General features: G+C 44.0%; 16 protein-coding genes. 3 read left to right on the forward strand and 13 right to left on the reverse strand.

Annotation, left to right across the window (positions count from 1 at the left end; genetic code table 11):
* Positions 1-168: 168 nt before the first annotated feature.
* The 5 genes from ABD772_RS15365 to ABD772_RS15385 form a co-directional block, all read right to left on the reverse strand.
* Positions 169-1,326 (reverse strand): glycoside hydrolase family 130 protein, encoded by a 1,158-nt coding sequence (locus ABD772_RS15365; RefSeq protein ID WP_345106369.1) that lies wholly within the window; start codon positions 1,324-1,326, stop codon positions 169-171.
* Positions 1,327-1,405: 79 nt separating this feature from the next.
* Positions 1,406-2,458 carry a LamG domain-containing protein gene (locus ABD772_RS15370; RefSeq protein WP_345106372.1) on the reverse strand — a complete coding sequence of 351 codons (1,053 nt, stop codon included), beginning with the start codon at positions 2,456-2,458 and terminating at the stop codon, positions 1,406-1,408.
* 22 nt (positions 2,459-2,480) lie between these two features.
* Positions 2,481-3,989, reverse strand: a complete 1,509-nt coding sequence (locus ABD772_RS15375; protein ID WP_345106375.1) for a RagB/SusD family nutrient uptake outer membrane protein — start codon at positions 3,987-3,989, stop codon at positions 2,481-2,483.
* Between the two features lie 19 nt (positions 3,990-4,008).
* Entirely contained in the window at positions 4,009-7,380 is a 3,372-nt protein-coding gene (locus ABD772_RS15380) for a SusC/RagA family TonB-linked outer membrane protein (protein WP_345106378.1), read from the reverse strand.
* Between the two features lie 198 nt (positions 7,381-7,578).
* Entirely contained in the window at positions 7,579-8,670 is a 1,092-nt protein-coding gene (locus ABD772_RS15385) for a FecR family protein (protein ID WP_345106381.1), read from the reverse strand.
* Between the two features lie 128 nt (positions 8,671-8,798).
* On the opposite strand from ABD772_RS15385, the gene ABD772_RS15390 reads away from it, so the two are divergent.
* Entirely contained in the window at positions 8,799-9,353 is a 555-nt protein-coding gene (locus ABD772_RS15390; protein WP_345106384.1) for an RNA polymerase sigma-70 factor, read from the forward strand.
* On the opposite strand, the gene ABD772_RS15395 is transcribed toward ABD772_RS15390, so the two are convergent.
* The 7 genes from ABD772_RS15395 to ABD772_RS15425 form a co-directional block, all read right to left on the reverse strand.
* Positions 9,346-10,881, reverse strand: a complete 1,536-nt coding sequence (locus tag ABD772_RS15395; protein ID WP_345106386.1) for a glycoside hydrolase — start codon at positions 10,879-10,881, stop codon at positions 9,346-9,348. The two genes, ABD772_RS15390 and ABD772_RS15395, sit on opposite strands and share 8 nt — an antisense overlap.
* Before the next feature lie 13 nt (positions 10,882-10,894).
* On the reverse strand, positions 10,895-12,721 hold the full coding sequence (locus ABD772_RS15400) for a glycoside hydrolase family 35 protein (protein WP_345106388.1): 1,827 nt from the start codon (positions 12,719-12,721) through the stop codon (positions 10,895-10,897).
* Positions 12,722-12,956: 235 nt separating this feature from the next.
* A complete protein-coding gene (locus tag ABD772_RS15405; RefSeq protein ID WP_345106391.1) occupies positions 12,957-13,739 on the reverse strand; it encodes a carboxylesterase family protein in 783 nt (260 codons plus the stop codon).
* Positions 13,740-13,801: 62 nt separating this feature from the next.
* Entirely contained in the window at positions 13,802-16,429 is a 2,628-nt protein-coding gene (locus ABD772_RS15410) for a glycoside hydrolase family 38 C-terminal domain-containing protein (RefSeq protein WP_345106394.1), read from the reverse strand.
* Positions 16,430-16,555: 126 nt separating this feature from the next.
* Positions 16,556-17,296, reverse strand: coding sequence for a hypothetical protein (locus ABD772_RS15415; RefSeq protein ID WP_345106396.1), 741 nt, complete (start codon positions 17,294-17,296; stop codon positions 16,556-16,558).
* Between the two features lie 53 nt (positions 17,297-17,349).
* On the reverse strand, positions 17,350-17,808 hold the full coding sequence (gene dtd, locus ABD772_RS15420) for a D-aminoacyl-tRNA deacylase (protein ID WP_345106400.1): 459 nt from the start codon (positions 17,806-17,808) through the stop codon (positions 17,350-17,352).
* Positions 17,809-17,816: 8 nt separating this feature from the next.
* The gene (locus ABD772_RS15425) at positions 17,817-19,391 is read right to left on the reverse strand and encodes a glycoside hydrolase family 10-like protein (RefSeq protein ID WP_345106403.1); all 1,575 of its coding nucleotides are present in this window, start codon (positions 19,389-19,391) and stop codon (positions 17,817-17,819) included.
* 276 nt (positions 19,392-19,667) lie between these two features.
* On the opposite strand from ABD772_RS15425, the gene ABD772_RS15430 reads away from it, so the two are divergent.
* Entirely contained in the window at positions 19,668-20,579 is a 912-nt protein-coding gene (locus ABD772_RS15430; protein WP_345106406.1) for a hypothetical protein, read from the forward strand.
* Positions 20,580-20,653: 74 nt separating this feature from the next.
* Here ABD772_RS15430 and ABD772_RS15435 read toward each other — a convergent pair whose 3' ends face one another.
* Positions 20,654-21,301, reverse strand: a complete 648-nt coding sequence (locus ABD772_RS15435) for a DNA-3-methyladenine glycosylase family protein (protein ID WP_345106408.1) — start codon at positions 21,299-21,301, stop codon at positions 20,654-20,656.
* Between the two features lie 64 nt (positions 21,302-21,365).
* On the opposite strand from ABD772_RS15435, the gene ABD772_RS15440 reads away from it, so the two are divergent.
* Positions 21,366-22,646 (forward strand): replication-associated recombination protein A, encoded by a 1,281-nt coding sequence (locus ABD772_RS15440; protein ID WP_345106410.1) that lies wholly within the window; start codon positions 21,366-21,368, stop codon positions 22,644-22,646.
* Positions 22,647-22,691: the final 45 nt, after the last annotated feature.

Here is a 22,691-nt window from a genome sequence, read left to right on the forward strand (position 1 = left end):
CGGGATATCCGCAGAATCGGCTTTCCCTTTCTTACTTGAAAAACTACATCAAGTTTCTCTTCAAATGTGTGTTTTGACATAAAAGTAACCCCAAAAGTTTTTGTCTAACTTTTGGGGTTCACTTCAACTGAACGGCCTCTTTAATTTATTAAAATTACAACGATGATATCAATTATCAGTCGCCGGATCTGGTGGTGCCGGATGCGCCGGGTCATAAACTGCTACAGCTACTCTTGAGTCGGCGCAGCCATAGTACAGATACCATTTCTTTTTAAAGTAAGCCATGCCTTCAATAAATACGGTGCCGTTTACATACTGCCCGCTTTTTTCAAAAGGCTTCATTGGGCGCAGAAACGGCAGGTCGAGACGTGTTATGTTTTTTGACGGATCATCACGATTAAACAGCGCCTGCCCAGCACAGTATGAATTGGCATTGAAGCGGGTATCGCGACCTGCGCCGCCTTTGTTCTTGCCGTTATAGAATAGTATGATGCCCTTGTCGGTCATCAATGCCGGCGGACCACATTCGGTTAAGTCACTATCGAAATAACCCTCTCTTGGCGACATCAGTTCTTCCAGTTCGCCATTGGCATCCACCAGGGGGCTCCAATTGATCAGATCGGTCGAGGTTGCTGCGTAAACATGATGCTCGCCCCAATACAGCCAGTATTTGCCATGGGTTTTAATAATGATCTGCTTACCATTAACCACCTGGGTTAATATAGACGCAGATTTGCTGGCGATATTAAAAAATTTGCCGTTATAGGCTTTTCTAAAGATAGGGCCGTATTTTTTCCAATGGATCAGGTCGCGCGAATGGGCCACGCCCAGGCGAGGGACATCGCGATTCCATTCAGTATAAAAAACAACGTAAGTGCCATTAGCTGTTACGGCTACCCGCGGGTCCTCGCAGCCGCCGGGCCACTCATATTTTTTTGCGACGTCGTTAGCCGGGTATAGTACAGGTTTTGGGCGACGGGTATAATGTATACCGTCGGCACTTTCAGCATAACCTAGTCTTGAGGTGCGGAAACCAATACCAATGCCATATAAATCCTCAGCCCGATACAATACTACTATCTTGCCGTTTTTTATAGCAGCTCCCGGGTTAAAAGTATCATTAGCTTCCCAGGCTACTTGCTTTTTGCTAACGGGGTCGAGGAATCGTGAATTTTTATTTGGCGATATGATTGGGTCGATAGCTTCCGAGCGGACAAAGCCGCCCAGGGCCCAATCTGGTAGACGGTTTTCGGTTTTTTGCGCAAAACAATTTAAGGACAGTAACAGCAGAGCGGCTACCCTTATCGTTGTCCAGTTTTTTCTCATACTTAAAATGGTTTAAACAAAGTGAATATAGCGGCTTTTTATGGCACGCTATATTCGCTATATAAAACTAATCAATGTTTCAAGGTTGCTCCATTATGTACAGCGAATTAACCTCGGCGTCGCTCAGCACTTTATTGTACAACCGGATGTCATCCAACGATCCCTGGAAGTAGCTGGCTCCCCAGAAATAGTTAGGATCGCTGGTATCTGTAAAGGTATAAACTGATTTTGGCAGCTCATTACCAATACAAACGTTTACTATGCTTTTCGGAGGAATTAAACTACCCGTAGTAGCCACGTTCTTGGTCAATTTTCCGTTAATATAGAAGTTAATGGTACCGGTAGTAAAAGTAACTACCAACTGGCTCCAGGTATTTAGCTGTACTGCTCCGGGATTATCGTCTACGTCGTGTATACCTGTATTGGTAGACACCGTCAGGAACGGAAAGTTATTACCCTGCAGCTGGAACTTATAGCCAAAATAATGGTCGACCGAAAAAATATAGTTCCCATTACTAGCGACTGAAGGTTTTACCCATACACTGATAGAAAAGCTGTTTGGATATAGTGTATTATCATAAGGCACTTCAACATAGGCGCCATTGTTAAAGGCGTATGCATGATTTGCAGTTCCGTACCTGTCAGTAGTAAGTACGGGTAGCGTGGCCCCATCCACCGCAGCAGTAGTCGATGCACCTATGTAATTAGATTTTAAAACCCCGTTATGGCCGTTGCCTGAGGCGTCAGTAGCATCGCCGTCAAATTTCCAGAAGGCCACCAGGTTATCCGGCGAAACATCCTGTATCTGTTTGTTTTTAAAATCATTTTCGGCCCGGATAAGGTTGGACGTTGCATTATTCACTTCCTGCTGTGTAAATGCGCCGGATTTAATCTGCACAGCCATCTCTATAGCCGTTTTCAATGTAGCTTTTGACCCTATAGCATATTGCCCCGCTTGTTTGCCCTCTGTAGCACTGTTGTACAAGGTATTTGCAGAATCTATTTGTAAGGTTAGTTTAGTTTTGTTAGAATTAGTATCGCGTGTGTCCTCGTTCTTTTTACAAGACTGGATCAATATTATCACAGCTGCCAATAGCGCGACAGCTGTCACCAATTTGGTTAGTCGTTTCATTTGCTTTCTTTTTAAAACGTGTTTATAAACCTAATTTTGGATTACTATCTCTTTCGCTTTGCGGAATTGGGAAAAACTTGTTGGCATTGTAGTTAAACAATGGCACATCAGATAACGCCGCATTGGCATAAGCAGAACCGTAGCGTATAATGTCAAAAAAGCGATGAAACTCAAGTGCAAGTTCTGAGCGTCTTTCCCTGCGGATAATATCCCGCAATTGGCCCTGATCTGTCGCGGTGATATCCGGCAATAAACCCGGAGGTACTGCACCGAAGCCCGGCAATGTGTTATCATATAAATAACTTTCTCTTGCGCGTTTTCTTACCCGGTTAAGCGGCGCCAAGGCTGCTGAGCTGTTACCGGATTCATTTAAAGCTTCAGCTTCGATCAACAGCACATCTGCGAAACGGATGGCCGGATAGTTCAGGTTGCCATCGCCTTTAATGGTTGTTGGTATTTCTGACAATGGCTGTACCTCTTTTTTGCTCAGATAGCCGGTAGTTGTCCAGGCTGGGTCAAAAGCGCTGTCAAAATAAGGGTGGCCAGCACGTGCCACGGTATAATCCAGACGAGGGTCGTCAACCCCACCCGGCGATTTTTCGAAATTGTCTACCAGGCTTTGCGTCGGATAAAAGAACCCATAGCCATTAATGGAGCGCGGTGCAAACCAAACGTTTAAATTGTTACCTTGAAAAGGTGTTAAGCCAGATTGGTGCCAAACGGTAAATACGGCTTCAATGTTGTTTTTTGTAGCAGCGCGGAAATTATCCGCAAAAACAGGTAACAGATCGTAAACATGCAGGTCATCCACAGCTTTAGCAGTAGAGGCTGCTAGTGCCCATTTTTGCTCAAACAAATAAGTTTTAGCTAAGAGGGCCAACGCGGCGCCTTTGGTAGCTCTGCCGTTGTCAGCGCCCCCCCAGCTTGGCGGCAAATCTGCTGCCGCTTCGGTGCAATCTTTTTCAATTTGCGCGTAAATTGCTGCTTGTGTCGATACTGGCTTTTGCGCTTCGGCCGGCGTTTCTACTTTCAAGTGTAGAGGGATATTGCCATAGCAATTGGTCAATACAAAGTAGTAATAAGCTCTTAAAAACTTGGCTTGCGCCAGGGCCTGGGCTTTCACCGTTGCGGATATGCCCGGCGTGTTTCCTGCCAGCCCGTCAGTAACCACATTGCAGGTAAATACGCCCTGGAAATATCTTTTCCATACCGCTTCAACAGCCGAATTAGACGGATTAATATTAAAATCGTTCACCAGTTGGAAATCGCCTTGATCGCCTGCACTGCCACCTTTTATTGCGTCGTCAGAAGCCACATCGCCTAGAACCCATATCGCATTTGAAGCTGCATCGGTAAACGTTAATGAGGTATAAGCAGCATTTACCGCAAGAACGGTATTAGCATCATTGGTAAAAAAATCAGTGTTTGTATACTGGCCCCTGATCGGCTGATCAAGGATCTTTTTACATCCTGTAGTTGCAAAAAACAGGGTGGCCGCCAGAAATATATAGAAGTTGTGTTTTGCTTTCATCTTTTCTGTAATTAAAAAGTTAGAAATTAGCGTTAATACCGGCCGTTAGTATGCGTGCTGATGGGTAAGTACCCCAATCAATACCTACCGCTTTCACGCCGTCACCTAAATTATTATCATTGGTGTACTGCTCCGGATCAAGGCCCTTATACTTGGTGAAAGTGAGCAGGTTTTGCCCGCTTACAAATATCCTTACAGAGGATAATCCCAACGTTCTCAAAGCGTTTTTGCCTAGCTTGTACCCTAATTGCACATTCTTGAGCTTCAGGTACGAGCCACTTTCTAAAAAGCGAGTTGATGCTTGTTTGTTGTTAACCGCATCAGACCATGATAACAGCGGCATACTATTGCTTGTGCCGGGGCCACTCCAGCTTTTGGTAGCGGTTTCCTCAGTTATATTGAACGGACGATAAAAGCCTTCCAACTCGGTATTCACCTGGTCATATAGTTTATTGCCATACACGCCCTGGAAGAATACGCTCAGATCGAAGTTTTTGTAGCCAACAGTAGCCGTCAGGCCGTAGGTTAGCTTAGGAATAGCACTTCCGGCAAATACGCGATCATCCTGGTTAATAACACCGTCGCCATTAACGTCTTTATACATCACGTCGCCCGGACGAATACCCGGCCCCTGATAAGCATGCGTAAACACTTGCTGAGCGTTTTGGAAGACGCCTTCCTGTTGCAGCAGATAGAAGGAGCCAATAGGATGGCCAACGGCTGTACGCGTTGCAAAAATGTTGTTATCAATACGGCCGGCAATAATAACAGGAGCATCAGCTAAAGACACAACTGTATTTTTTTCTGTAGCCAGGTTTCCGTTAATGCCAATGTTCCAATCGCTGTTGATTTTGGTGCGGTAGTTAATATCCAGCTCAAAGCCCTGATCACGCACTTTGCCTGCATTAATAAACGGCACCTGTGCTTGTCCGGCACTGCTTGGCATCGGGTAAGGCAGCAACACGTTGTTAGTGTTTTTTATATAATAATCGGCGGTTATTTGCAAGGCGCTATTAAACAGCCCAAGGTCTAAACCAACGTCTTCCTGCGTAGTAACTTCCCAATGGATTTTTGGATTACCAATAACGTTAATAGTATAGCCCTGATTGGTAACGCCGTTAAACGGATAATAACTGGTTCCTCCCAATGTAGACAAATAAGGGTATGAGCCTAAAGACCGTTCATTACCTAATTGGCCAACGTCAACCCTCAATTTAAGATTTGAAACAGGCTTGATATCCTTCATAAATTCTTCCTGATCAATGCGCCAGCCTAATGAGCCAGAGTAAACCGATTTAGACCGGTTGGTAGGATCAAGTACCGAAGAAGCGTCCCAACGATAATTAAAGCTTGCCAGATATTTATTGTTATATTGGTAATTAATGCGGCCAAAAACCGATGAAAGGCTTCGGGATGTCTCGCCACCCCCGTTAAGTAAACCCGTTAATGCCCCGTTATCAAGGTATTGAAAAGGTGGTGTTTGGTTTACGTAATTAGTACGCGAAGCACCTATGCCCTGTTGATCTTGTTTTATGATCTCTGTACCCAATAAAAAGGTGACGTCGTGTTTATCGAAGCTCAGATCGTAAGTGGCTGTATTTGTCCAGTTATAATTGAGGTTTTGGTTGTGTGATTGGGCCAATGAAGCCGGCGTATTAAAATGCCTGTCGGCGCCATAAGTTGCATAAAATTGTTTATAATCGGTAAAGATCAGATTTAGGCCCAGATCAGATCTTATTCTAAGGTTCTTTATTGGTGTAAGCTCACCAAAAACATCGCCCAATACGGTGTAATTATAATTGTTATTATTGGTTGATGCTGCTAGTTGAATTGGGTTAATCCCGTCGCCTAAAAAGTTGCCTAAAGTGGCATCTTGCTTAGGTAAATCTACAAACTGGCCATTTGGACCAAAAACCGGCGTACCCGGGGTGCGAAATAAAGCATAACGCACTACACTGGCTGCTGCGCCGGTATAGCCATCACCTGACGAACCTACCAAACGGGTTTTTTCATAACTCAAATTTACATTTGTTCCAAATTTAAGGTATTTGGTAGGGCTGCTGTTTATACCTGTACGCAGGTTATAACGTCTGAAGGATGAATTTTGGATCAAACCATTCTGACTAAAAACGTTACCCGAAACAATATAATTTGAGGTTTCGTTGCCTCCGCTTACAGATAAATTGACATTAGTTACCGGGGCCGGTTTGAGTAGTTCTTTCAGCCAGTTAACATCAGACAGCGTACTGGCTAAACTATCAGAAATGATGGGGCGTCCGTCATTCCTGGCGGCGGCATTATACGCGCTTACATACTGCGCGTTGTTAGCCATTTTAATTAGATGTGTAGCCGATTGTACACCTGTGTAAGCATTTAAACTTAATTTGGCTTTACCCTCGCTGCCATGTTTTGTAGTAATAATAACGACACCGCCTGCAGCCCGGGCACCATAAATGGCTGCCGATGACGCATCTTTGAGAATGTTGACGCTTTCTATATCGTCTGGTGCCAACTGATTAATACCATCGGTTACCGGTACACCATCAATTACATAAAGCGGAGCAATACCATTGATCGTATTCAAACCACGTACCTGTACGCTTATGCCGCTGCCCGGAGCGCCGGTATTTTGCGTTACCGTTACACCAGCTGCTTTACCCTGAATAATCTGATCGACACCGCCAACAGGTATGCCGGCAATATCTCTGGTGCTTATAACCGATACAGCACCCGTCAGATCTTTTTTACGTTGCGTACCGTAACCGGTAACTATTACTTCATTTAAATTACCTGCATCTTCGGTGAGGGTAACAGTGATGTCCGACCGGCCGGCGGTCTCAATCTCCTGCGTTTTGTATCCGATATAACTTACCACCAATATGGTATTATCAGGCACGGTAACATTAAAATTTCCATTTACGTCGGTTTGCGCTATCGAGCTGCCATTTTTAATGGCTATAGTAGCGCCGGGAAGTGGTTCTCCTTTAGTATCGACCACCTTACCCTTGATGGTGACATCGGCTGTCTGTGGTGCCGACTGTTTGGTTATGACGATGAGGTTATTAGGTAATATTCTAAACATGAAGCCCGTGTTTTTCAAGGCATTGTCTAAAATTTGCGGAACAGTAACATCTTTGGCATCGATGCTTATTTTGTTGCCTGGGACGGCCCCATTGCTATATAAAAAAGTGTAGCTGCTTTTTTTCTCGATCAAGTCCAGGAACTTATCGAATTTAACGTCTTTGACGCTGAGGTCCAGTCTCTCCTGCGAACGTACTGCTGCCGAGACATGTAACAAGGCAGCCAGTATGAGTAATGTGGTTAGTTTCACAAACAATAGTAGTTTTTTGCCAATAGCAGGGTCAATGAAAGAACTTAAAGTTTTTTTCATACTTTTGAATTGTTGAGGTTAATAAAAGCTTAAAAAGCCTGGTATACAGTCAGATATTTGGTTGCGAGCTAACCCCAACGCCGAGGAAGTGTTGCAGCACTTCCTCATTTTGTTTGAGGTTAAAAAGCTGTCAGGTATATAGATTTATGTCATGCGGTTTTCCTTTCTTCTCGTTTAAGTTTTGTGTTTAATTGGTTGTTACCATATGTGTATCTGGTTGTTTTTCAGATTATAATGAAACGGCTCGATAAGTTGCAGTGCGCGCATTACCTCGTCAATGTTTTGGTCTTTAAATGTCCCGGTGAATTCTCTTGAGTTATAGTTGCTATTATCAAATGTAACTTCAACATTGTACCATCGCTCCAGCTGTTTAGCCAGATCGCTGAAGTTTTCTTTCTTAAAAGTTAGTTTGTCATTTACCCAGGCAGTCTCGATAATAGCCTCATTAGGCAGCACAATATCAGCAGTTGTCGATATCGAGTCGGTAACCGGCATACTGTTTTTCAAGATTACTTTAGATTTCTGCGTAAGTTCTGATTGCGTGGCCAGCGTTACTTTCTCATTAGGATATAACACAATGTTTTCGCCTGGTTTATTCAGGTTCATTACTTCTACCTTACCACGTATTAACGTAGTTTCTATAAACCCATCGCCCCGATAAGCGCGAACATTAAAAGCCGTACCTAATACCACCACATTCATCTTGCCGGCATGTACGATAAACGGATGCACAGTATCATGCTTAACATCAAAATAAGCCTCGCCATTTAAGGTAACTTCTCTTTTACCGTCCACAGTTAAATTATCGGCGTACTTAATAGTAGAGCCGGAATTGAGCCAAACCGATGAGCCATCGGGTAATACAGCATGTATGCGTTTGCCATAATTTGCTGCCAGCTGTTGTTGGGTGTGATTTATCGTGGGGTTTTTAAAATATCGAGCAACTGCGCCAACAGTAAACAGCACCACAATGGACGCCGCAGCCATCCACCATTTTGAGCTCTTGCTGTATAATGGTTCCGGCTCATTATTAAATAAAAGTCTTTCCATCGACCGGTTCTCATTAGCCAGTGAATGGTCGAGCTTTTGAAGGCCTCTTTCTAACGCTTGTCGCTCCTGGATAGAGGCCGCTACCGGAGTATTCAATTTTAATCGCTTGACATGATCATAGTCGGCTCTTAATTCAGGCAACGCCTGAAAAATAAGTTCAAGCTCTTGCACTTCTTCAGGCGTCATGTCGCCCGAAACGGATCGTGCAATTAAAACCCAGGCTCTGTCTTCTGATGTCATAATAATAGTAAGACACAGAAAACCTGCAATACCCCCAAAGAAATAATTTTTTAAAACGTTTTTACTACCGATTGGTTTATAAACAAAATACCCATACCTTTATTAAACCAATATAACCACCAGTACCTATGCAGGTTATACTCCATGAAGAATTGAATCATGCTGTATTGCACGATGAGCAGGTCTTTAAAGAACTGTACAGGGAATATTTTGTGAAATTGTACCGCTTTGCGATGTCTCTGGTGCATTGCCGCGAATCGGCCGAGGAGATTGTGCATGATGTACTTATCAATCTCTGGAAAAAACGAAGTGCCTTTCAGGAAATTGAAAATCTGAATACTTATCTTTTTGTATCCGTAAAGAACCTATCGCTTAACCACCTCAGAAATCAAGGCAATCGTATATATGTAGATGAAGAAGTTCTGTATGACAAAGCGGCCTACTGTTCAGTTGATCCCGAAAGTGTAATGATCAGCAAGGAAAAAGTGGAAGCACTGGACAGTTATATTAATAACCTGCCTATAAAATGCAAGCTCATTTTTAAGCTCATCAAAGAAGACGGAATGAAATATAAAGAAGTAGCGGCGCTGCTCAATATCTCCGTTAAAACTGTCGAAAACCAATTGATCATCGCCCTTAAAAAAATTTCCGCGGCACTGAAAAATAGCGGGAATGCTATTTAAACTTACCACTTAACGTCATAACGGAACGCGCTTTAACGACAACGGCTGATTTGGCTATTGTGGCAGCCTTTAACCCGTCGGTCGCCGAAGTTGTATAGCTCGTCGTGAATTTTATTTTACCGTCATTGGTATCGAGCGTAATATCCATATCTTCAGAATTTTGATTAACGATTACGACCGCAAGGCCCCTTTTGTTTTTATAAGCCGATATCAGCAGTGGCTTTTTTAAATCAGCCTTCGACAGGCTAACGTCGATCCGTTTTGCCCCGGGTTTAATAAAGCGGCTATAATTGCCCAGCACCCATAGCATTTTGCTGGTATAAAAGTTACCGTCGGTTTTGTTTTTATCGATATAAATAAGGCCGTCTTTGTAGTCATAGGCAGAGATTGCTGTCCACCATTGCCAGGCCGAAGCATTGGCGACAGTCAGGTCAGTATGAATCACAGAGGCCATGTATAAAGCCGCGTCGATGCCCAGGTCGCGATGGCTGCCGTTTATTTCGCCGGCATTGTCGCCCAAAATACAATATTCAGATTGCCAGAAAGTCAATCCGCTTATTTTATCAACGCTGTCAGCCAATGCTTTACGTGCCTTAACAGACGCGGTCATTGGCGATGTGGTGAAATAACTATGTGCAGTAATTGCAGGTGCCACCGATGGCAGGTTGCCTAAATAACCCGGCGACGCAGCCTTAAAAAAATCATTGATCTGGTAGCCCTTGCCCGGTTTATCGCCCTTGGTAAACAGATAGTTGATACTTCCAGCTTCGCCGATAATGATCTTTGAATGCACGTTGCCTGCAATAAATGTTTTGTCGATAGCTTTTACCAGACCTGCTATTTCAGCGTTAGTATAAGGGCAGCCTTCCTGGCCGCCGTCGCTCCAGTCCCATTGCGGCTCATTTACCGGACTTATATAATTAAATTTTACCTTGCTTATCTTTTCTACCCCTTGAATAACCCGCGCCAGATAGCTTGCAAAATCGGCATAATGTTCTGGTGCTATATTTATCTTGCCCCGGTTTGCGTAAGCCTTACCATTAATGGTATACTTAACCGGGGGGCTGTTAGTAAAACCCAAGAACTGCGGCACCTTCCGCTTTTTGGCGGCCTTTAAAAACCAGACCTGGCCTGCCTGTTTGTTCCAGTTATAAGTATCATCAGCATCTAAAAACGATTCGGCGCGGCGCCACTCATCCCGTATGCCACTGGCTTTTCCTTGCTCTGCACTGCCTGCGCCAACATTGAAGCGCCACATAGATAGCCCGATACCTTTGGGCGAGCCGTCAGCATAGTTTTCATCGCTGAAAAGCAGGTCGGCAATTTTATTTTTCTTATCGTCGGGCCAATTACCAACAAACTGACAGGCCCAGGCATCCGAGGCGCCAAAGTTGTCAATAGTTTGGTAAGTTTTGCCGGGATTAATCGACAGGGTAAGTTGCTTAATTTGCGCAACCGCAGAAAACATACTTAGCCAGATAGTTACGCCAGCTATCACTGATTTTTTTACAAAAGATTTTAACACCATCAATGATATTTAATTACTGAAGCATATTTAAAATCGGTTTGTCAATAGCAGATATCGTGGTCATTTCAGGCTTTAAAAGTTCCAATACGGTTATATTGTTCGCGCCTTTTTTGAGCCACTCGGCTGGTACATACAACGTTTGCTGTGGGCCGATGCTCCAATATCTGCCCAGATTATGGCCGTTTATCCAAATCATACCTTTGCCCCATTTGCGCATATCCAGATAAGTATCTGCAACCTTATCTAACGTAAATGTGCCTTTTTTAACCTGAGGCGATGTTGTATTGATATGGTAATCAGCGAAATCAAAAGTGGATATATTTTTGAAGGGCAGGCTATACATCTTCCAGTTAAGCACCTCATGCCCGCCAAAGGTTACTTTATTTGTTATCCCTTTTTTATTTTGAAGCAGATACTTGCCAAAATTTATACGGCCCAGGTTTTCAACCAGTATATCCAACTGTACTTTTCCGGCAGGCAGTTTTAATGCTATGCTGTCCTGGGTTAAGCGCCTGTGCAGCGTGCCAACGGTCTTACCGTTAACCATAATTACAGCATAATCTCTCAAATCAGTCAGTTTTAAAAAGGCGCTCCTATTAACGGTAAGGGTTGTACGATATAACACAAAACCATAAGCTTGGTTCAGTTCTTCAAAAGTTAATGGTCGAAGGCTTGTTTTCGGAGTTGGTAAGCCCTTTAATATAGTAGCCGATTGGCTCAACTTAATATTTGAAATAGCCATCGACGATTTAGCCGCCGGAACCGGCGGAAGTTTAACGCCCGGAGGCAAATGCTTTTCAATGACATTTCTGAAAGCCATAAACTTCGGGGTGGCGTTGCCAGCTTCATCCAACGGTGCATCATAATCATAACTGCTGATCTGTGGCTCGTACGGGTTTTTATCATTATAGTTTGCCCCGTTCATAAAGCCGCGCGTTGTGCCACCATGAAACATATACATGTTAATAGATATGCCCGCAGCTAATACCGAATCTAAATGGCCGCTATATTGTTCTGACGGTACCGTATGATGTTTAGTGCCCCACCAGTCAAACCAGGCAGGGTACCACTCAGCAATATAATAGGGGCCTTTGCCGCCATGGTTGGCATTGATGAGTTGTTTCACCTTTTTAGGGTTGTCCAACCCATTTACGGCAGGCAGCATCCCCGGCAGGTGGCCCTTTACCAGGTCTGGTGCGGGGTCGCAGGTATAAAGTAATCCGTCGAAGCCTGCTTCTCTGAACATTTGCTCGTTGATCTTCAGATATTCTTTATCGTCCGAATAAGAACCATATTCATTTTCAATCTGTACCATGAGGATATTGCCGCCGTGGTTTATTTGTAACGGCGCCAGTTGTTTACCCACCGCCAGAATGTATTTTTTATATTCGGCCAGGTACTGTGCTTCTTTACTGCGCACGATCAACCCTTTTTCATTTTGCAACCAGTACGGATATCCGCCAAATTCCCACTCAGCACATACATATGGGCTGGGCCGCAAAATAACCCATAAACCTTCCTGCTGAGCTATTTTTACAAATTCGGCCACATCATTACCGCCGGTGAAATCAAATTTACCTTTCTCCGGCTCATGCAGGTTCCAGAATACGTAGGTACCTATGGTGTTTAGCCCCATTGCCTTAGCCATCTTCATTCTTGCACGCCAGGCCTCGCGCGGTACACGGGGGTAATGCATTTCGCCGCTGATCATTTGGAAAGGTTTGCCATCCAGCAAAAATTGAGTGTCGCCCAATGCAAAGGTGTGTTTGGCCTGAGCACTTGCCGGTTTATGGCTTATTATTGCTGATGTAATCAGCAAAAGGAATAATAACTTTTTCATACACATACAAGGGTTTATAAGACGCTTATGAAGGTATAAATGTATGGTTAATAATGAAGTGTGTTATCACGAAATGAGGCTATTTGTTTTGCAATAAAAGCATAATTAATATGCGCGTGGCTGAATGCCATTTTCTAAGGCGCAGTTTGTCTGGCCAACGATATTGTTAATATGGCTTAGTTTAACAGGCCGGCAAGACCAAAGGAGTTACCGCTTGATAACCCCTTTGGTTAATTTATTTTTTATGCTGACTGAACAGCCATTCGATAATATGAGGATCGCTATAAACAGACAACCACGACAGGTGACCTGTCTCAGGATATAAAGTAAAGCCCGGGTGTGCCCCCGCTTTACGCAGCTCCAATAACATATCTACTGAATACTGGTTGTTCACAGTCGGGTCATCGGCACCGGCACATATCCACATAGGTACGTGAGCTGCCACACTAATTTTTGAGGCATCGCCACCGCCGCAAACGGGCAGGGCAGCAGCAAACAGATCCGGATAACGCTCCAGCGCATCAAAAGTGCCGAAACCACCCATGCTTAACCCCGTGATATAAATACGTTTGGTATCAATGTGCTGCGTTTTGATTATCTGGTCTATCAACTCGCGCAATGCCTGCATAGATTTTGAAGGTTGAGCATTTAGCGTCCCTTGTGCGCTGTTCCTTGTCCGCTCCACGTTGGCCCATTGTTGGCCGGGAGGGCATTGCGGTGCTATTACTACTGCCGGATGCATAGCCATCATTTGATCGGTAGCAAAATTCATGGCCCCCCATTTTAGTTGAGCCTGGTTATCGAGGCCACGTTCGCCGCTGCCATGTAAGAAGATCACCAACGGGGTGCTCCGCAACGTGTCATGGTCAGGGTCCAGGATGCAATAACGCAACGTATCACCGGCCTTGTCCACAAACTTTTTCGCCGTAAAGCGCTCGCGTTGGGCAAAACAATTTGCTGCTAACAAACAAAGTGCAAAACAAAGAAATGCACCTAAAATGGGTCTAAAAATTCTCATAGTAACTGGTTTTTATGGATGGTTATATAAAACTAATCTTTTATCGCGGCAAAGAAAAATATCTAAAAATGTCTGGCTTTATTTAAGGTCCGGACATTAGTAAATCTTATAGTTCGAATACCAAATCGCGGCATTGCTATATTTACACTGCTTGCTGATGAGGCGCCCTTTCCAAAAGTAAGTCTCTGTTTGGCATTGCCATTCAGCGAAACTATTTCAGCTTTGTCAGCTACAAAATCTATTTTGATCTTTTTAGGCTGATCATTCCCTTCGGCATTAAATACACGAACCAGCAAATCTTTACCCTGCATGGTGACTGACGATACCTCTAAGCCTGTATCTGAAACGCCGACCATTGAATGTGTAATTTTATTTGGTGCAGTACCGGTCCCCGGGTAGGTGGTTGTTGTAAGAATCGCACCAGTTTCCAGTGGCTCATTAAACTTGTCGCTTTCTGTCCAGATACCCGCTCTATCCCATTTACCGGCATGTGGCACCAAAGCATAGTTCATTTCCGTTGGATATTTCAGTGTATAATTGCGTCCCCATAAACCTATGCCCGAGTACGCAATGTCCAACCCCAGCGGAAAATCTTCGCCATGTGCATAATTGGTGGTATGGTCAGTCAGCATTGCCATGCCATAAGTATTGCCGGCGTCGGTCACGTCCACCCAGTTAAGTACTACATTGTTTTTAATACTATCCCAACGGTTAAAAAAGGTATTATCCAGTTTGCTTTCTGTCACATCAAAAGGCGCATTCTTGTAAACCTTTTGGCCCTTTAAATTAAGCGGGAACAGCGCCAGCAGCTTATCACGGTCATCATAAAATGATTTTTGGAGAGATGTTGCCTCATAACGGCCGGTTTGTCCGTAAGGGTTCCCAATGCCCGGATTTCCCCGCCAGTCTATTTTTAAATGAATGTCAATACGTTTTTGCCCTTGTGTAAAAGTAAGCAACTGGGTAAATGGGTTATTGCCTATCGCCCCTTTAACCTGTAGCGTCACTTGTACCGGGCCTTTCTCTATCACGGCAACCGCAGCCGGCTGATCGGCGCTTGAATGGAAGCCGCCGTCTTTAAAGAAGTCGCCCCGTAATTCATTGAATTTGCGTGGGTTTGTGTTGTCAACAAATTCCTTATTATTTAATTGCTTTGCTATTAAACTTTGAATGGTGCCACCTTTTGCCGGGTCGATAACAGCGGTATACAGATCGGTTTCTATTTTATATTTACCATCGCTTTGAGTTGAAACTTTAGCACCGGTCATTACCGGCGGTTGCTGCTTTTTAATGCGATAGGTGGTAAATCCCATGGGTGGAATATCTGTAGCTTTAAATAAAAGCGAGGTTCCATCTGCCAAAACCTGGCTTAATAACGGTTTATCATTATCGTCTAAAACTTGCAGCTCCCTTCCCATGCCCAGCTGAATGACGACATTAACTATTTCATTTCGCTTTATGCCAAGCGTGTTAAATACAACGGCATATATTCCTCCTGCCAGGTCCATCACTTGCTTATGCACGCTAAAGCTCATTATGCTATCGGCGTTCCTGTTAGCTATGCCCGTCCAGTTCACCACCTTGTCGGCCCAGGTATTACCCTGGCCCATGTTGTAAGGCACAATCCAGCAGTCATGATGTTGCGACAGCAGCAAGCGCGTCCATCCCTGGTCAAGTGCGGCCTTTGGCCATGTCTCACCTTTATAAATTGCCGCCATTGCCGCTATTTTCTCCGCTTTGATCAGTTTGTTTTCTGACACACGCACCTCCTGCGCTATACGTTGTAATATCTGCGAGCCCCAAACCAGGCTGGTTAGTACGTCCTCCTGCGAGAATTTCCAGTTTTCTGCCGGGTTTTTAATAGCTGCATTTTCAATGTAGTCTGTCCAGGTTTTGTATTCGGTAGGCTGGTAACCGCCTTTTCCGTCGCCCATCAGGGGGCCGCCTTTCCATCCCGCATCTTGCAGCGTAAAAGCTACCGGGTGTTTAATACCCTTATTAAATGCTGCGTTGATAAATCTTTTGTCGTTGTTGTGGCCAATTGTTTCCCAGGTCGAGCCGGGTTTTAGTGCTTCCATGTCATAACGAGGAACCGTAACCAGCGCGCTACCATCCGGGCCAACCCAGTTTAACAATTCCCCGCCATGTGCGCGGATATAACCGCCCCAGCAGGTGTTGGGGTTTTTTAAAGAGGCGTATTTATAGCCGAATGATTTCAAGATCTGCGGCAAAGCACTCGTAAAACAAGGCTCTTCTGAAGAATAAGTAGTAAATACAGCCGTCGGAAAATGCGCTTTGATGGTTTCCATCCCGTAAGCTAACTGGCGTATAATACTTTCGCCGCTGATATTGTACATATAACTTTGCCCATAAGCCGGGTTTACATACTCTATACGCCTGCCGGCAACAGATTGGTCGGCAAATATCGCGCGAAAGTCATTGTAAGCTTTTTCATCTTTTTGCCTGGCAACAGCCCAGGTCTCGGGTTCAATTTCCAGATTTATCTTCCAGTCGGGATGACCGGTTAGTTGATCGGCCATAAAGCGCGTGTTCCAATCGGGATAATGCCCCCACACGCCGCCATGATAGCCGTCGATAAAATAAGCCTTTTGCTGGGCTGATACCGGCGCACTTAACAATAAAGCGAATACCGCATTAATGGTGGTTTTACTAAAGATATTTTTGGTCATAAAAGGCATGATCGGTTTGATGCCGGCTTTAATTAGCAAAACCCGGCATGAAATATCATTGATGCTAAATTTATGCGACTAAATTAATTCAATGAAATTAAAGGTGTTATTGTTACAGAATCTATGCTATTTTATAAAAAGCTGAAAAAGCACAGTTGCTATTACCAGGCCACTCCAAATTAATGGTGCATATAAAAATCGACGACCAACCGATACTCCATAACTGCTCACTTTGCGATATGACGCGAGGTACATGCCCCAGGTATATGCTATAGAAACGGCACCTAAAAGTAAAATGGCGGTCGGGTTTGAGAGGTTCCAGACGGTTATAATCAACGCAAAGACTAAGGCATTTGCCGGTTGGGCATTCCTATTTAAAATGTTATACGGCCCGGCTACAAAAACAGGCGCCTTTTCTTTTAAAAAGGCCTCTACCTCATGAAACCTTTCTATCTGGTAGGGTATACCAATCGAATCATCATTGGTATGATAAACAATTAAATCGTTGCTATAAAGCTTTACCGCGTATTTTATCTCGCTAAACCTGATTCCTTTCATCAATCCTTGTGCAGTTGATTGCACAACCTCATCTTCATATAAAGTTATTTTTAATCCTTTATAAGCTTTCCCGGTTTTATTTAACATCACAAAAAGCACCACGCCGCCATAAAACAAGCCTTGCACGCATGACATCACTAAGGTTTGGAGTGTTGTGGCCGGATGGCCGTTTACCCTCCACGTTGAGTGGAGATTACATAAAAGTAACCAATACAGACCTAATGATACAATGACTATAATGTTGCGCTTTTTAACTACATTAATGTAGTCTTCGGCTATTTCAAATTCAGACAAAGCTATATCTGTCATAAGATTCAGGTTTAATTGATAGTAAACTTACTAAAACTACCCGGAAATAAGAATTAATGATTATCCCTGTCTTTGGTATTCATAATAATAGTAACTGGTCCGTCATTGACCAGGTCGATCTTCATATCGGCTCCAAAAATACCGGTAGCGGTTTTTTTACCGGTAATACTATCAAGCATACGGGTCATTTGCTCATAAAGCGAAATTGCTTTCTCGGGCCGCGCCGCACGAATAAACGAAGGACGGTTACCCTTCTTAGTTTGTGCAAACAAGGTGAATTGGGATATCAACAGGATGCTGCCGTTTACATCTGCAAGCGCCTTATTCATCATGCCGTTATCATCGCTAAAAACCCTTAGCGCAGTAATTTTTTGTGCCAGCCATTGCAGATCTTCTTCGGTGTCGGCATCTTCAATACCGAGTAATACCACGAAACCCAGGTCAATTTCGCCGGTGACATTGCCATCAACTTTACAGCTGGCCCGGGTTACACGCTGAATTACCGCTCTCATACTACAGGTTAAGGTAGTTTTATGGCTACAGCCGGGCTGCGGTCGCTTTCATTTTTGGTCTGGTCAATAGCCGTAACCACATACAAATACGTCTTACCGCGTTGAGCCGTTGTGTCTATAAATGACGCTGTAGGATCATACTGAATATGCATAATGTTTTCCGATGTGGAGATATCTATCTTTTCGGTTCCTTCAAAACGATAAACCACATACCCATAAACAGGTTCATGGTCCTGGGCTTCCAATGGGGCATCCCAGGTTACCAACACCCGGGTAGTATTAGGCACAGCCACTGCTTTAACATTTTGCGGTGCATTAGGAGCTATTGAATCAAGCCACAACATGGGTGGTGGCAAAGCCGGATGTTTATAATAAGTTAGCCTTAACGAGTCTGTAAAGCCCAATTTATTATCCGTCAGCGATTGTGAACTAAAAAAGACACTACCCTGCACCCTGGGGTTAGTACGCAAAAGTTTAATTTCGTCAGGTATTTCTTCAGGATGCTTAAAGCTGGTAGCTCTTCGCTCGTTAATGCGGTATGCCGCCTGGCCTATGTATAAATGTCGGTTATATGTGTTTTCGCTCCACCACGACAGCAAGTTTTCAAATGGCGCCAGGCTATAGCCCAGGGGCCAGTACAACTGCGGATTGATATAATCAACCCAGCCTTCCTGCACCCATTTGCGCGAGTCGGCATAAAGCTCATAGTAAGAGTCGCCCCCACGGGTATCAGACCCTTCTGCATTCTGAGCTTTATTGGCCCATATCCCAAACGGGCTAATACCAAACTTAACCCGCGGCTTATGTGCATGAATACTGTCACTCAGCATTTTGATAAGCTTGTTTACATTCTCACGGCGCCAGTCTCGAATATCACTGAAATCTGTGCCATATTGCTGGTAGGCATCGGCGTCATTTATTTTTTGCCCGGCAATCTGGTAGGGGTAAAAATAGTCGTCCATGTGTACGGCGTCTATATTGTAGTTCTCCACTACGTCTAAAATCACCCTTACTATATACTCACGCACTTCGGGCAAACCCGGGTTAAATGTTTTCAATCCGCCGTAAGTAAAAAACCATTCGGGATGCTGGCGGGTAATATGGTCGGCACTTAAAGCGCCATAATTAGCATCATTTGTTGCACGATATGGGTTAAACCATGCGTGCAATTCAAGCCCGCGTTTATGGGCCTCGGTTATTGCAAACTCCAGCGGGTCATAAAACGGTGTCGGTATTTGCCCTTGCTTGCCCATCAGCCATTTTGACCATGGCTCGCGCCCTTTACTATAAAAAGCATCGGCAGCAGGCCGTATCTGGAATATCACAGCATTAAGCCCGGTACGCTGATGCTGGTCTAAAATGTCGATCAGTTGCTGCTTTTGCTGCTCAACAGTTGAGTGGGGCTTCGGCCAATCTATATTGTCAACGGTAGCCACCCAAACACCGCGGAATTCGCGCTTGGGGTTCTGCTGCAGTTTGCGCAGGGCAGCGCTGTCGGCTGGTGTAATTGCAGGGGTAGTTTGGGCTTTTGCAACGGTAGTTAGTAATAGCAACAGGTATATTAAAGGACGTAATCGGTACATGTAACGGGTTTTATCAAAAGAAGTGCAAAGATATAAACTCCTTCTCACGACCGTTTATTATGAAACATAATTGTTGCGTATTATGCATTTTGTGCCTACTTTTAGCTACACAAAGGCAATTTATTTATAGTTTTTTACGAAAACATTATCATAAAATTTTCATTATTACGTATAGTTAATAAATTAACAATAGTTAAATTCGGCCCGCAACTGTAGATGCTTTCCGACCCGTGGCCGGTTACATTAATTGTTTTTAGCACCAAACAGATAATTTTTATGGAAAACCAATCGACACAAGAACCAAAAAAGAATTCGAATGTCATTTATTTTTTAGTGGTGGTAATTGTGGCATTATTAGGCACCGACGTGTACCTGTACATGAAGAAAAATAATTCGGACCAACGAATTATCGTACAAAGTGATGAAAAAACCCGCTTACAAACTGAACTTGACAGCTTAGAGGCCCAAATAGAACAAGTAAACGCCGGCAAGACCAAAATGACCAAAGACCTGCAGGCGAAAAACGACTCGTTGAGGGCTAAAATAAAAGTACTAAGAGCCGAACTGGCTAAAGGCACTCTAACTGCAGCCGAGCTAAGTAAAGCACAGGAAGATGTAAAGCAATTGCGCTACTTTGTTACCAAATACACTGCCGACATTGAAGAACTGCGTAAGGAAAATATTTCATTAGCTACTGAAAGAGATACCTTAAAAAACAACCTAACTACTGTTAGCGAAAAAGCAAGTACCCTTGAAAAACAAAATCAGGATTTAGACAACAAAGTAAAAGTTGGTTCAGCACTTAAAACAGCTACTGCCGAAGTCGTCGGCTATAAGGTTAAAAAGAATGGCAAAGAGGTTGACGAAAAAAAGGCAAAAAATGTTAACAAGCTAAAAATCAATTTTAGCGTGGCCAGCAATGCCATCGCCACCAAAGGGTCGCATGATGTTTATATTCGCATTATCGACCCAATTGGAAACCTGATCACAGGCGCCGACAGCGGCACTTTTACTGCTGATGGCCAGGACCTGCAGTCTACTTATAAAACCTCAATCGACTATCAGGACAATGGCGCCACTTATACTGTCGACTGGGTTTATGATCAACCATTCCAGAAAGGCACTTACACTGTGCTACTATATGCTGATGGTTTCACCATGGGTAAAACCAGTGTAACATTTAAATAAGACTTCTCGACCGATAAAAAAGCGGCTTCCTATCAGAAGCCGCTTTTTTATTCACCAAGTCATGCCGAACTTGTTTAGGATGACAGATGTAGTTGTATTTTCCTCGGTGAGGATAAATAAAAGTGCCAAAGTATCATCGAAGCAACTGTTCTGTAAGGGCTCCATCGTTCAGCAATTGGTATTAATTCTTCGCGGGGTGTTGATGCCGGCAAGCTTTTCAAACGTTTTAAGGCATTAACCTGCGCTAAATCGCCAATAGGGTAATAATCAGTCCGATGAAGCACAAACATCAAATATATATCAACCGTCCAGTTACCAATGCCTTTTAAGGCCGTGAGTTTAGTGCGAATCTCGTCGTCTGGCATTTGCTCGAAGTTTTCGAGGTTAATCTCACCGTTTACAATGGCTTCAGCCAGGTATTTGATGTAAGCGGTTTTCTGGCGGCTGCAATAGCAGGCTTTAAATTCTTCGTCGGTTAACAACAACACCCTGGTCGGGGTTATTTGCTGAACCCGTTCACGCAGCTTGTTCAATGCCGCCAGCGCAGAAGCCAGGGAAACCTGCTGCTCCAGAATAATATGCACCAGCGAGTCGAAATTATTGGGCCGTGTCCATATAGGCGGATAACCATAATTATCTATTACCTGCTTTAAGTCGGCATCTTTAGCGGCCAGGTTATCGCAAATCGCTTTGAAATTGGATTCAGTAAACTTGTTGATCATCTAATTGTTATCTAAAATACTAAAATATTTAGGATTTTCCGTTGGCTTTTCAGATTTTTACTACATGAACAATTTGCCGCCTTTAGCTGAGCGCATGCGCCCAAAAAATCTTGACGACTATGTCGGCCAGAAACACCTGGTTGGCAAAGGTGCGGTATTGCGCAAAGCTATCGAGTCGGGCGTATTGCCTTCTATGCTGTTTTGGGGGCCCCCGGGTGTGGGTAAAACCACGCTGGCTTATATCATTTCGCAGGTTTTGGACAGGCCTTTCTTTTCGCTCAGTGCCATCAATTCAGGTGTTAAGGATGTACGAGAGGTGATCGAGACCGCATCCCGGCTTAAAGATTCAGGAAATACCTTGCCGGTTTTATTTATTGATGAGATCCATCGTTTCTCCAAATCGCAACAAGACTCCCTTTTAGGTGCTGTGGAGCGTGGCATAGTTACGCTGATTGGTGCTACTACAGAGAATCCTTCGTTCGAGGTCATTTCGGCTTTGCTGTCGCGATGCCAGGTTTATATTCTTCAACATCTGGACGAAAGTGATTTGATCAGCCTGCTGCGAAAGGCCATGACCGAAGATGTGGTATTAAGCGGTAAAAAGATCGACATTAAAGAATATGAAGCCTTGCTCCGCTTGTCAGGCGGCGATGCGCGTAAGCTTTTGAATATTTTTGAATTGCTGGCTAATGCTATAGCTGGCAAAAAGATAGAGATCACCAATAAGGTGGTGCTCGAGCATGTGCAGCAAAATATGGCGCTGTACGACAAGGCTGGGGAGCAACATTATGACATCATATCGGCCTTTATAAAATCTATGCGCGGCAGCGACCCTAATGGCGCGGTGTATTGGTTGGCCCGGATGATTGCAGGAGGTGAAGATCCCCTATTTATCGCCCGCCGCATGCTCATTTTGGCATCAGAAGATATTGGCAATGCCAACCCAAATGCTTTACTGCTGGCGCAGGCCTGCTTTAATTCGGTCAACGTCATTGGTATGCCAGAATCACAGCTTATCTTATCTCAAACGGCTATTTATCTGGCTACTTCGGCTAAGAGTAATTCGGCTACTACAGCCATCGGCACAGCTTTGAGCCTGGTAAAACAAACCGGCGATCTGCCTGTACCTTTGCATTTGCGCAATGCGCCGACCGGGCTGATGAAAAACATTGGCTATGGTAAAGACTATAAATATGCCCACAGCTACGACAATAACTTTATTGAACAGGATTTTCTGCCTGAGGCCATCCGCGGAACAAAAATTTACGAACCCGGTAACAATTCACGTGAGCACGAATCAAAAGAAAAATTGAAGAAACTTTGGGGCGACAGGTATAAATATTAGTCGGCATCTATATAAATCTTTATTTATTATTCCGATAATTACATG

It is taken from the genome of Mucilaginibacter panaciglaebae, assembly GCF_039539265.1.
Taxonomy (GTDB): domain Bacteria; phylum Bacteroidota; class Bacteroidia; order Sphingobacteriales; family Sphingobacteriaceae; genus Mucilaginibacter; species Mucilaginibacter panaciglaebae.